Origin of the sequence: Streptococcus sp. A23, assembly GCF_043674155.1 — a bacterium.
GTDB lineage: Bacteria > Bacillota > Bacilli > Lactobacillales > Streptococcaceae > Streptococcus > Streptococcus suis_V.
The window spans coordinates 1-11779 of sequence record NZ_JBIMJP010000029.1; the positions used below are offsets into that span (position 1 = coordinate 1).

Genomic DNA, 11779 nt, shown 5'->3' on the forward strand with positions numbered 1-11779 from the left:
TCCTAACTCTATTATACTACTTTACATATGAAAAAGCCGTTAGAAATACAATTCTAACGACTTTGTCTTCAGTCTGAAAGGACCGTAGAGGTCCTTTTGTCTTGACAAGGTTGTCAATTTTCGCCGAAGATTTCTTGTGCTAGTCGGCGACCAGTTGGTGTGGCAGCTAGGCCTCCTTCGGCAGTTTCACGGAAGGCGGTTGGTAGGGCAGAACCCACTTGGTACATGGCATTGATAACCTCATCCACAGGAATTTTTGATTCAATTCCTGCCAGTGCCATATCAGCAGCCACCATGGCATAGCTTGCTCCCATTGCATTTCGTTTGACACATGGGACTTCTACCAGACCTGCGACTGGGTCACAAATCAGTCCCAGCATATTTTTAATGACAAAGCAGATAGCTTGACTAGCCTGGTAGGGACTTCCTCCAGCAGCAAGGGTTAATGCCGCTGCTGACATAGCAGAGGCAGAGCCAACTTCTGCCTGACAGCCTCCTTCTGCTCCAGAGATGGAGGCGTTGTTGGCGATAACTAGACCGAAGGCTCCAGCTGTAAAGAGGAAGTCAAGTTGTTGCTCTTCTGTCAAGCTTAACTTGTCAATAGCAACACCAAGAACGGCAGGCAAGCAACCAGCAGAGCCAGCAGTTGGGGTGGCACAGACCAAGCCCATTTTGGCGTTCAACTCATTGACAGCCATAGCATTTCTTGCTGCCGATAGGATAGAGGAATCAGACAGCGTCTTGCCCTTTTTCATATAAGCGTCCAACTTGGCAGCGTCACCACCTGTCAATCCAGAAACGGACTTGCTTTCTGTTAATCCGTCAACAACCGACGCTTTCATGACTGTCAAGTTTCTTGACATGATTGTCAAGATTTCTTCTCGGCTACGCCCTGTCAATTCAATTTCAGTCGCAATCATGAGTTCAGCTACATTGCCAGAAAACTGTTCGGCTTGCTGAACTAATTCTTCGATAGTATAAAACATGTCTTTCTCTTTCTAGTTGAAGAAGGTAACATTGTGCAGATGGGGAATTTTTTCAATTTCTGCAATAGAATTTTCACATTGGCGAGCATCCACTTCGATAATCATAATAGCTTTTTCGCCAGCTTGTTCACGTGTCACGTTCATTTGAGCAATATTGATATTGTATTTTGATAAGATGTCAGTTACCTTGGCAATCATACCTGGAACATCTTGGTGAACGATGATAATTGTCGGAGTGTTCATATTCAGGTTGACAGAAAAGCCGTTGAGCTCCGTTACTTGTATATTGCCTCCACCAATTGAAACGCCTGTGGCTGAGATAGATTTCTTCTCGTTTTTTATGATGATTCGTGTGGTATTGGGATGAGGCGTGTTGCTGTCATTCTTGTTGACACGCCAGTAAACCTTAATACCACGCTCCCGAGCAATATCCAGAGAGTCTGGGATACGAGGATCGTCTGTATCCATGCCTAAAATGCCTGCTACCAAGGCCACATCCGTACCGTGCCCACGATAGGTCTTGGCAAAAGAGTTGTAAAGTTGGAATTCGACCTCGGTTGGCTCATCACCAAAGATGGAAGACACAATTTTCCCAATGCGGACTGCCCCAGCTGTATGGCTGGAAGAAGGTCCAATCATAACAGGCCCGATAATATCAAAGACCGATTGAAATTTTAAATTTGTCATAATTATCCTCACGTTTTTCTTAATACTATTATATCAAATTTTTGATTTGGATAGAATGCCTAGATGAATGGGGTTTCAATACCAAATTCCTGTTTCTTCTCCCTTTTGTGTGGTATAATACAAGTTGTTCAAAATCGACCTTCAAATCGTTTTTTGAAAAAATTTTTGGAATACGACCTTCAAATCGTGATTTCAACGAAAAGATGGGAGAAGATGATGTCAATAGACAATTCGAAAACCCGTGTTGTTGTCGGTATGAGTGGCGGTGTAGATTCATCGGTTACGGCTCTCTTGCTCAAGGAGCAGGGCTATGATGTGATCGGCATCTTCATGAAAAACTGGGATGACACGGATGAAAATGGCTTCTGTACAGCAACAGAAGATTACAAGGATGTGGCTGCAGTGGCAGACCAAATCGGTATTCCGTATTACTCTGTCAACTTTGAAAAAGAGTATTGGGATCGCGTATTTGAGTACTTCCTAGCAGAGTATCGAGCAGGCCGCACACCCAATCCAGATGTCATGTGTAACAAGGAAATCAAGTTCAAGGCTTTCTTGGATTACGCTATGAACTTGGGTGCGGACTATGTGGCGACAGGGCATTATGCTCAGGTGTCACGCGACGAGGACGGCACCGTCCATATGCTACGTGGAGCAGACAATGGCAAGGACCAGACCTATTTCCTTAGCCAACTATCACAGGAACAGTTGCAGAAAACCATGTTTCCGCTCGGCCATTTACAAAAGCCTCAGGTGAGGGAAATAGCAGAGCGAGCAGGCTTGGCGACCGCTAAAAAGAAGGACTCGACAGGCATCTGCTTTATCGGTGAAAAGAACTTCAAAGAATTTTTAGGGCAGTATTTGCCAGCCCAGCCCGGTCGGATGATGACCGTTGATGGTCGTGACATGGGAGAGCATACTGGTCTCATGTATTATACTATTGGTCAGCGGGGCGGGCTTGGTATCGGAGGACAAATAGGTGGGGATAATGCGCCCTGGTTTGTTGTCGGAAAAGATCTGTCCCAAAACATCCTCTATGTCGGACAAGGCTTCTATCATGAGTCCTTGATGTCAACTTCTTTACAGGCTAGTCAAGTCCGCTTTACACGAGAAATGCCTGAAGAATTCACACTTGAGTGTACAGCTAAGTTCCGCTACCGTCAACCAGACAGTCAAGTAACTGTCAAGGTGAAAGGCGACAAGGCAGAAGTCATCTTTGCAGAGCCACAACGAGCAATCACACCAGGACAAGCCGTTGTTTTCTACGATGGACAAGAATGCTTGGGCGGCGGTATGATTGACATGGCCTATAAAGATGGAAAGGCTTGTCAATATATTTAATCAAAAATAAAAGCTTAGCACCCTCATGCTGAGCTTTTTATCTTATCCCCAGAAAGCATCTTCGACTTTTTGGTCGGCTGAGAAGAGCCAAACTTCCTTGATTTTGCCCTCTTCCATACGGAAAAGATCAATACCATTCATGTTTAGTTCTTTACCATCTGTTCGAGTACCGAGGAATGTTACGTTAGCGGCAACAAGAGTATCATTATCTGACACCCAGTTTGTCACTACTTTGAAAGTTCCATTTGTTTTTTCGGCGAAAGTTGCTAGATGTGCTCCGAGTACTTCTTTACCAATTTTAGCACCAGATGTTGAATGATTTCCGGGTTGATGCCAGATAATGTCATCTGCCATAGTTTCAAAAAGAGCTGCAAAATCACCAGCTATGAGAGCATTGTTATAAGCATTAAAAATTTCCAAGTTTGTTGACATTTGATGTCCTCCAATTTTTTTGATATAGTACAATTATAGTGGAAGTAATCAATTATACAAGTAGGTACTTTTGCATTTGTTGGTATCAAAAGTGATACTATTGTGATAAATAAAGGAGAATTTTTTTGAAAAAAGTTAGTGAAAATGGTATTTGCCCTTTTGCAACAACACAAAAAGTCTTGACTGGTAAGTGGGGATTGGTGATTATCTACCAACTCAGTACAGGAACGAAACGCTTCAATGAATTACAGCGACTAATTCCAGGGATTACCCAAACCATGTTAACAAGGCACCTTAGACAATTGGAGGAGGATCGCATTATTAGTCGCACGGTCTATGCAGAAGTCCCACCTCGTGTAGAGTACAGCTTGACAGAAATTGGTGAAAAATTTCGTTCGGTGCTGGATGCTGTTGAGGCTTGGGGCTTAGAATATATTGAAACGTTAACGTAACACCAGATTTGAAATTCTACAAATCTTTTGCTAAAATAAGAGTAACAATTATCATGATGGTCAAAGCTCATGGGAATTGTAGGCTTTTTTGTCCTGCAATTTTCGAGAGTTTTGGCTATTTTTTGCGATTGGGGAGATAAGATGGATTTCAGAACCAAAGTTGACAACCAAATTTTCGGTGTTCGTGCCACTGCATTGCTTATAAAAGACGGGAAAATATTTCTCACGAAGGACTCTAAGGGGCGTTATTATACCATTGGCGGTGCGATTGCAGTCAACGAAACTGCACAAGATGCGGCTGTTCGAGAAGTTAAAGAAGAATTAGGGGTTGACAGTCGTGTCAATCAACTGGCTTTTGTTGTTGAAAATCAGTTTACACATGAAGGTATAGACTTTCACAATATCGAGCTTCATTTTATTGTGGAGCCTGTTGGAGAAATGCCTGAGAAGATGATTGAAGATAACTTGAAACAAGCTTGTGAATGGATAGACGTTGACAAGCTTGTCAACCTAGATGTCGTACCAGCTTTTCTGGCAGAGGAATTGCCAAGCTGGGATGGACAAGTTAGACATATCATGAAGAAGGAGAAAATAACATGACACACACATTTGCAGAAAACTACGATGTCATCGTGATTGGTGCGGGGCATGCGGGTGTAGAAGCGGGCCTGGCAGCCAGTCGTATGGGTTGTAAGACCCTGCTTGCAACTATTAACTTGGATATGGTGGCCTTTATGCCTTGTAATCCCTCCATCGGTGGCTCTGCCAAGGGAATCGTGGTCCGAGAAATTGATGCCTTGGGTGGCGAAATGGGCCGCAACATCGACAAGACCTATATCCAGATGAAAATGCTCAATATGGGTAAGGGGCCAGCTGTTCGTGCCTTGCGGGCTCAGGCAGATAAGGCAGAGTATGCAGCAGAGATGAAGCGGACGGTGGAGCGTCAGGAAAATCTGACCCTGCGTCAAACCATGATTGATGAGATTTTGGTGGAAGAGGGCAAGGTGATTGGTGTCCGCACGGCTACCAACCAGAAATTCTCAGCTAAGGCAGTCGTAGTGACAACTGGTACAGCCCTGCGTGGTGAGATTATCATCGGTGACCTCAAATATTCATCAGGACCTAACAACAGCCTTGCTTCTATCACGTTGGCGGATAATCTGAAAGAATTGGGACTTGAAATTGGGCGTTTCAAGACAGGAACGCCACCGCGTGTTAACGCTCGTACTATTAACTACGAAGTAACGGAAATTCAACCAGGCGATGAAAAGCCAAATCATTTTTCATTCTTGTCCAAGGACGAGGATTATTTACAGGATCAAATTCCTTGCTGGTTGACCTATACCAACGCGACCAGCCATAAGATTATCAACAGCAATCTTCACCGAGCACCCATGTTTTCAGGGATTGTCAAGGGGATTGGTCCCCGTTATTGTCCATCAATCGAGGACAAGATTGTCCGTTTTGCCGACAAGGAACGCCACCAGCTTTTCCTAGAGCCAGAAGGCCGCAACACCGATGAAATTTATGTTCAAGGGCTGTCAACCAGTCTGCCGGAAGATGTGCAGCAGGACTTGATTCACTCTATTAAAGGCTTGGAAAATGCCCAGATGATGCGGACGGGTTACGCCATTGAGTACGATATGGTTATGCCTCATCAGTTGCGGGCGACGCTGGAAACCAAGAAAATTTCGGGACTCTTTACGGCAGGTCAGACCAACGGAACATCAGGTTATGAAGAAGCAGCAGGTCAGGGAATTGTTGCTGGTATCAATGCCGCCCTCAAGGTTCAGGGAAAGCCTGAGTTGATTTTGAAACGAAGCGACGGTTACATCGGTGTCATGATTGATGACTTGGTGACCAAGGGAACTGTGGAACCTTACCGCCTCTTGACCAGTCGGGCAGAATACCGCTTGATTTTGCGTCATGACAATGCGGATATGAGACTGACGGAGATTGGTCGTCAGGTAGGCTTGGTGGATGATGAACGCTGGCAGGTTTTCCAAATCCATAAAAACCAGTTTGACAATGAAATGAAACGCTTGGAGTCTATCAAACTCAAGCCAATCAAGGAAACCAATGAAAAAGTCGTTGCTATGGGCTTCAAGCCCTTGACAGACGCTTTGACTGCCAAGGAATTCATGCGTCGTCCAGATGTGACTTACGCAGATGCGGTAGCCTTTATCGGCCCAGCGGCAGAGGACTTGGATACCAAAACCATTGAATTGATTGAAACAGAGGTCAAGTATGAAGGTTACATTGCCAAGGCTTTGGACCAAGTAGAGAAGATGAAACGGATGGAAGAGAAACGCATTCCAGCCGATATTGATTGGGATGACATTGACTCGATTGCCACGGAAGCTCGCCAGAAATTCAAGCTGATTTCACCAGAAACCATTGGCCAGGCTAGTCGGATATCTGGTGTCAATCCAGCAGATATCTCTATTCTCATGGTCTATTTGGAAGGGCGTAGCCGTTCCATTGCCAAAAATAGGGATAAGAAGTAGTCCTTGTGACTGCTTTTTCCTTTGGATTTCAGGGTCATAGCTAGAATTTTTCGGTAATTTATGGTAGAATGGCAGTCAGAGGTTAGTGATGAAAAAATTTCGATTTTCGACAATTCATTTTGTCATGATTGGACTGATTTTGTTTGGACTAGTGGCTGTTATTCACCGCATTTTTCCGACAAGCGTCCTCACAATTTTTGCGCTTTTACTGAGCTTAATTGTCTTAGTTGCGCTCTTTATTTATCAGAAACATTCCTATGAATTTAGCGAACTGGAGCAGATTGAATATTTAAATAGTCAGGCAAATTCTGGTCTCATGAAGCTTTTGGACCAGATGCCGATCGGTGTGATTAAGGTTCAAGCAGAGACCAATCAAGTCGAGTGGTTTAATCCTTTTGCGGAGTTGATTTTCGCTCAGGAAAATGGTGAATTTGACCAGAAAAAGCTACGTGAAATTATTGATGTCGGTCTAGATGAAGATAGGGTTTATGCTATTTTTTCTGGAAAACGCTATGCGGTCAATGTTGATTTTGAACAGGGCTTGTTTTACTTTTTTGATGCCTCCAATGAATATTCTGCAACCAATAGTTTGATCGGCAGTCGACCAGTTATCGGGATCATTTCGGTGGATAACTATGATGAGCTGGAGGATACAATAACGGATTCTCAGATTAGCCAGGTCAATTCTTTCTTGGCTCAGTTTGTGTCCGATTTTTGTAATGGTTATGGCATTTACTACCGCCGTGGTTCTATGGATCGTTTCTATTTTTTCACGGACTACGGTGTTTTGGAAAGTTTGATTGAAGATAAATTTTCGGTCATTGACAAGTTTCGTGAAGAGGCTAAAAAGTTAGAATTAAGCCTAACGCTTAGTATGGGTTTAGCTTACGGGACAACCAACCATCATCAAATTGGTCAAGTTGCCCTGCAAAATTTGAACATGGCAGAGGTCCGTGGTGGTGATCAGGCTGTTGTCAAAGAGAATGACGACCGTAAACAACCGCTCTTTTTTGGTGGCGGCTCAGCATCATCTGTCAAACGTACTCGTACCCGTACTCGTGCCATGATGACAGCGGTGTCTGATAAGCTCAAGTCAGTCGATGCGGTGTTTGTAGTCGGACATCGAAACTTGGATATGGATGCTCTGGGCTCCTCTGTTGGGATGCAGTATTTTGCGCAAAATATCATGAACAATGCCTATACGGTCTATAATCCCGATGAGATGGCCCCGGATATTGTTCGTGCGATAAAAAAATTGAGCGATGAGAATTGTTCGAACCTGCTTACAATTCAAGAAGCCAAGCAGATGGTTACTTCCCACTCTCTGATGATCATGGTGGATCATTCTAAGATTGGCTTGACCTTGGATAAGGAATTGTATGATTTGTTTACCCAGGTTATAGTCGTAGACCACCATCGTAGAGATACGGATTTCCCTGATAATGCTATCTTGACCTATATCGAGAGTGGTGCAAGTTCAGCTAGTGAGTTGGTGACAGAGCTTATTCAATTCCAGAATGACAAGCGCCACAAGCTTAATCGTCTTCAGTCAAGCTTGTTGATGGCGGGGATTATGCTGGACACCAAGAATTTTACCTCGCGCGTGACCAGTCGGACCTTCGATGTGGCTAGCTATCTGCGTACTCGCGGTAGTGATAGTCTGGAAATTCAGCAGATTTCAGCGACAGAATTTGATGAATACCGTCAGATTAACGAGCTGATTTTGCAAGGACAGCGGTTTGAACCCCAAATCGTTATTGCCCGTGGCAAGGAAGGAACCAAGTACGATACAGTTGTTCCAAGTAAGGCGGCGGATACCATTTTGGATATGGCAGGCATTGAGGCAGTCTTTGTTCTGACGGAAAATACCCAAGATTATGTGGCGATTTCTGCAAGAAGCCACAGTAAAATCAATGTCCAGCGGATTATGGAAGAAATGGGCGGAGGCGGTCACTTTAACCTGGCTGCAGCCCAAGTCTACGACCTTACAATGGATCAAGTCTATGATAAATTGACGGATACGATTCGTCAGGAACTTAGTGAAAGTTAGGAGAGAATAGATGAAAGTTATCTTTTTAGCAGACGTAAAAGGCCAAGGAAAAAAAGGCGAAATCAAGGAAGTGCCAACAGGCTATGCCCAAAACTTTTTGATTAAGAAAAACTTAGCCAAAGAGGCAACTACCCAGGCTATCAGTGCCCTGCGTGGTCAAGAAAAATCAAAAGAAAAAGCCCATGCCGAGCAGGTTGCAGCAGCAGAAGCCATCAAGGCAAAGCTGGCTGAGGAAGCTACCTTGGTCAAATTTGTCGAAAAAGTGGGGCCAGACGGACGTACCTTCGGCTCTATTACCAGCAAGAAGATTGCCGAGGAATTGGAAAAACAATTTGGTATCAAGATTGACAAGCGTCATATTCAATTGGACCACCCAATTCGTGCGTTGGGTTTGATTGATGTTCCTGTGAAAATCTATCAGGATGTAACAGGCGTCATCAATTTGAGTATCAAAGAGGCTTAAACTATTTGATTTTTAGTCATATTGGTGAGGAGGTGAAATCTTGGCAGAATTAGACGAATTGAGGGTACAGCCCCAGGATATTTTGGCGGAACAGTCGGTGTTGGGTGCCATTTTCCTAGATGAGGGCAAGCTGGTCTTTGTCCGTGAGTATATCGAGGCTGAAGACTTTTTCAAGCACGCCCATAAGCTGATTTTCAAGGCAATGATTGCGTTGGCGGACAAGAATGAGGCCATTGATGCGACGACTATGCGTAACTACTTGGTCAATCATGGTGACTTGGAAAATATCGGTGGCTTGGCTTATTTGGCAGAGATTATTAGTTCGGTACCGACGGCGGCCAATGCGGAGTTCTATGCCAAGATTGTCGCTGAGAAATCCAACCTGCGTAAGTTGATTGCTCGTCTGACAGAGGCTGTTAATCAGGCCTACTATGGAGCTGACGGGTCGGATGATATTATTGCCAATGCAGAGAAGGCCCTGATTGATGTCAGCGAAGGAGCTAGCCGTAGCGGTTTCAAACGGATTGACGATGTCCTCAATATCAACTTTGATAATCTGGAAACCCGTGCCAAGCAGACTTCGGACATTACGGGGATTGCGACGGGCTATCCTGCACTGGATGCAATGACGACAGGACTCCACGAGGAAGAGTTGATTATCCTTGCGGCCCGTCCTGCGGTGGGGAAAACGGCCTTTGCCCTCAATATCGCGCAAAATATCGGGACCAAGCTAGGCTTGACCGTCGCCATATTTTCTTTGGAAATGGGTGCAGAGAGCTTGGTGGACCGTATGCTGGCCTCGGAAGGGGTTATCAATTCGCGTGCCATTCGTACGGGTCACTTGACTCAAGAAGAGTGGAACAAGTATATGGTGGCTCAAGCCAATTTAGCGCGGGCTAGCATTTATATCGACGATACACCGGGTATCAAAATTACGGAAATTCGCTCGCGGTCGCGGAAATTGGCCCAAGAAACCGGCAATCTCGGTTTGGTTTTGATTGACTATTTGCAATTGATTACAGGGACTGGTCGTGAAAACCGGCAACAAGAGGTTTCGGAGATTTCCCGTCAGCTGAAAATTCTGGCTAAGGAGTTGAAAGTGCCGGTCATTGCCCTCAGTCAGCTGTCTCGTGGAGTTGAGCAACGGCAGGACAAACGTCCAGTACTTTCTGATATTCGTGAATCGGGTTCGATTGAGCAGGATGCGGATATTGTTGCCTTCCTCTATCGTGATGATTATTATGAACGCGGAGAGCAGGAAGACGGTGGTATTCCCAACAATACGGTCGAGGTTATCATCGAGAAAAACCGTTCGGGTGCGCGTGGTACCGTGGAACTCATGTTCCAAAAAGAATATAATAAATTTGCAAGTATTTCCAAGAGAGAGGATGGATAGAGCATGAGTGATGCATTTACAGATGTTGCCAAGATGAAGCAAATCAAACAGGATATTAAGGACCATGAAGGGCAAATTGTGGAATTGACCCTGGAGAATGGGCGTAAGCGTGAAAAAAACAAGCAAGGTCGGATTATCGAGGTCTATCAGTCACTCTTTATTGTGGAGTATGAGGATCCCAACAATACCTTTGTGGAATCTTATACCTACTCAGACATCTTGACGGAGAAGATTTTGATTCATTATTTGGATTAACTAATATAAAGGCTTTACAGAGCCTTCAGACTGAAGACAAACACTTAAGAGGCGTTTGTCTTTTTCTGTTTATTGGTCTGATAGTCGGTCTTTTTGCCAGAATCGTGGCTATTTGTACAATATAAAAAGGCTTCCCTGCCCTCATTTTTACCAATTTCTTGAGATTTAAACACGCCAAAGTCAGTCCAACCTTATCTTCCATTTTGGACTTGCCTTTCTCTCTTGTATAACGAAGATTGTGGTACTCTTTGGCTGTCCCAAAGAGGCGTTCAATGGTTTCTTTCCGCTTCTGGTAGAGCTCCTTCATGCCTTTCCTGTGCCGAATCTCTTCACAGGTTTCTAAAGCCTCTTTCCAAATGTGTCGAGTTACCACTTTCTGCTTGTTCTTGCTTTCTGTACAAATTGATAGAAGTGGACAAGTAGCACAGATAGCTGAGTCACTCTTATATTCCCGATAACCTTCTCTGGTTGTAGTGCGATAGGTTAAGACCTGATTCTCAGGACAGATATAACAGTCATAGTATTCATCATAGACAAAATCCTTCGAGCGTAGTTTCCCTTTCTTTCCTTTCGGTCGTGTATACGGAAAGACTGGAGTAATCTCTTGTTCTAGGAGGAAGCGAGCGATACTTGGGGTCTTATAGCCAGAATCGGCAACGAGAAAGCTAGGCTGAAAGGGTTGGAGTTTAGCGAAGAGTACAGGAAAGGCCTGGCTGTCATGGACATTGCCAGCCTCCACGCTATAAGCCAGAGCCCAACCATGCTTGTCACAAGCAACCTGAGCTGTATAAGCAAATACTTCCTTATGGTCCCCTTTATGAAACCAGCCACTTTCAGGGTCAGTTGTAGAAATTTTCTTAGCGATGGGTCCCTCCTCTTTTGCGGGCCCTAGCGGCTTTTTTGCATGCTTTTCTCTATCCCTGTTAATTTCAATCTCTAGCTGGTCACTCATAAACTTGGCTTGCTTTTCAATTTCACGATTGATGAATTTACGATTATTCGCCGCAGCCTTGATATGGGTACCGTCAATGAAAATTTCTGTTGGATCTATGAAGCCTGCATTGACGCAGAGACCTAAGATATGGGTGAAAATGCCTTCAATAACTTGTCTATCTTGAAAACGACGGACATAGTTCTTTCCGTAGGTAGTGAAATGAGGCACCTTATCATCCAGTCGAAGACCAAGAAACCAACGGTAGGCAGTGTTGAC

Annotated in this window: 12 protein-coding genes; 8 read left to right on the forward strand and 4 right to left on the reverse strand. The window is 44.4% G+C overall.

Features of this window, described 5'->3' with window-relative positions; translation table 11 throughout:
- Window positions 1–113 precede the first annotated feature (113 nt).
- Complete coding sequence (gene sdaAA / locus ACHBIE_RS10520) at window positions 114–986, reverse strand: L-serine ammonia-lyase, iron-sulfur-dependent, subunit alpha (protein ID WP_394733307.1); 873 nt, start codon at window positions 984–986, stop codon at window positions 114–116.
- A 12-nt stretch (window positions 987–998) separates the two neighbouring features.
- On the reverse strand, window positions 999–1673 hold the full coding sequence (gene sdaAB, locus ACHBIE_RS10525) for an L-serine ammonia-lyase, iron-sulfur-dependent subunit beta (RefSeq protein ID WP_105122434.1): 675 nt from the start codon (window positions 1671–1673) through the stop codon (window positions 999–1001).
- A 216-nt stretch (window positions 1674–1889) separates the two neighbouring features.
- Between sdaAB and mnmA the strand changes: the two genes are divergently transcribed.
- Window positions 1890–3014, forward strand: a complete 1125-nt coding sequence (mnmA, locus tag ACHBIE_RS10530) for a tRNA 2-thiouridine(34) synthase MnmA (RefSeq protein WP_394733308.1) — start codon at window positions 1890–1892, stop codon at window positions 3012–3014.
- A gap of 42 nt (window positions 3015–3056) precedes the next feature.
- On the opposite strand, the gene ACHBIE_RS10535 is transcribed toward mnmA, so the two are convergent.
- The gene (locus tag ACHBIE_RS10535; protein WP_172059394.1) at window positions 3057–3446 is read right to left on the reverse strand and encodes a nuclear transport factor 2 family protein; all 390 of its coding nucleotides are present in this window, start codon (window positions 3444–3446) and stop codon (window positions 3057–3059) included.
- 125 nt (window positions 3447–3571) lie between these two features.
- On the opposite strand from ACHBIE_RS10535, the gene ACHBIE_RS10540 reads away from it, so the two are divergent.
- The 7 genes from ACHBIE_RS10540 to ACHBIE_RS10570 all read left to right on the forward strand — a co-directional run bounded on the left by ACHBIE_RS10540 (window position 3572) and on the right by ACHBIE_RS10570 (window position 10569).
- Window positions 3572–3898 (forward strand): helix-turn-helix domain-containing protein, encoded by a 327-nt coding sequence (locus ACHBIE_RS10540; RefSeq protein WP_105122432.1) that lies wholly within the window; start codon window positions 3572–3574, stop codon window positions 3896–3898.
- A gap of 141 nt (window positions 3899–4039) precedes the next feature.
- On the forward strand, window positions 4040–4498 hold the full coding sequence (locus tag ACHBIE_RS10545) for an NUDIX hydrolase (RefSeq protein WP_105122461.1): 459 nt from the start codon (window positions 4040–4042) through the stop codon (window positions 4496–4498).
- Window positions 4495–6405, forward strand: a complete 1911-nt coding sequence (mnmG, locus tag ACHBIE_RS10550) for a tRNA uridine-5-carboxymethylaminomethyl(34) synthesis enzyme MnmG (protein WP_105111317.1) — start codon at window positions 4495–4497, stop codon at window positions 6403–6405. Before ACHBIE_RS10545 ends, mnmG begins: the two co-directional genes overlap by 4 nt.
- An 88-nt stretch (window positions 6406–6493) precedes the next feature.
- Entirely contained in the window at window positions 6494–8455 is a 1962-nt protein-coding gene (locus ACHBIE_RS10555) for a DHH family phosphoesterase (RefSeq protein WP_105122430.1), read from the forward strand.
- A gap of 10 nt (window positions 8456–8465) precedes the next feature.
- A complete protein-coding gene (gene rplI, locus ACHBIE_RS10560) occupies window positions 8466–8918 on the forward strand; it encodes a 50S ribosomal protein L9 (protein ID WP_105122429.1) in 453 nt (150 codons plus the stop codon).
- A 40-nt stretch (window positions 8919–8958) separates the two neighbouring features.
- Entirely contained in the window at window positions 8959–10314 is a 1356-nt protein-coding gene (gene dnaB, locus ACHBIE_RS10565; RefSeq protein ID WP_105122428.1) for a replicative DNA helicase, read from the forward strand.
- A gap of 3 nt (window positions 10315–10317) precedes the next feature.
- Entirely contained in the window at window positions 10318–10569 is a 252-nt protein-coding gene (locus tag ACHBIE_RS10570; RefSeq protein WP_105111313.1) for a Veg family protein, read from the forward strand.
- 25 nt (window positions 10570–10594) lie between these two features.
- Here ACHBIE_RS10570 and ACHBIE_RS10575 read toward each other — a convergent pair.
- Window positions 10595–11779, reverse strand: a 1185-nt coding sequence (locus tag ACHBIE_RS10575) for an IS1182 family transposase (protein WP_394733309.1), incomplete at its 5' end; no start/stop codon positions are given.

What these genes read in the sequence shown, in the direction of transcription:
- rplI (WP_105122429.1), top strand. Translation starts at nt 8,466, where the DNA reads ATGAAAGTTATCTTTTTAGCAGACGTAAAAGGCCAAGGAAAAAAAGGC.
- ACHBIE_RS10570 (WP_105111313.1), top strand. Translation starts at nt 10,318, where the DNA reads ATGAGTGATGCATTTACAGATGTTGCCAAGATGAAGCAAATCAAACAG.
- ACHBIE_RS10535 (WP_172059394.1), bottom strand. Translation starts at nt 3,446, where the DNA reads ATGTCAACAAACTTGGAAATTTTTAATGCTTATAACAATGCTCTCATA.
- sdaAA (WP_394733307.1), bottom strand. Translation starts at nt 986, where the DNA reads ATGTTTTATACTATCGAAGAATTAGTTCAGCAAGCCGAACAGTTTTCT.
- mnmA (WP_394733308.1), top strand. Translation starts at nt 1,890, where the DNA reads ATGTCAATAGACAATTCGAAAACCCGTGTTGTTGTCGGTATGAGTGGC.
- ACHBIE_RS10545 (WP_105122461.1), top strand. Translation starts at nt 4,040, where the DNA reads ATGGATTTCAGAACCAAAGTTGACAACCAAATTTTCGGTGTTCGTGCC.
- mnmG (WP_105111317.1), top strand. Translation starts at nt 4,495, where the DNA reads ATGACACACACATTTGCAGAAAACTACGATGTCATCGTGATTGGTGCG.
- ACHBIE_RS10555 (WP_105122430.1), top strand. Translation starts at nt 6,494, where the DNA reads ATGAAAAAATTTCGATTTTCGACAATTCATTTTGTCATGATTGGACTG.
- sdaAB (WP_105122434.1), bottom strand. Translation starts at nt 1,673, where the DNA reads ATGACAAATTTAAAATTTCAATCGGTCTTTGATATTATCGGGCCTGTT.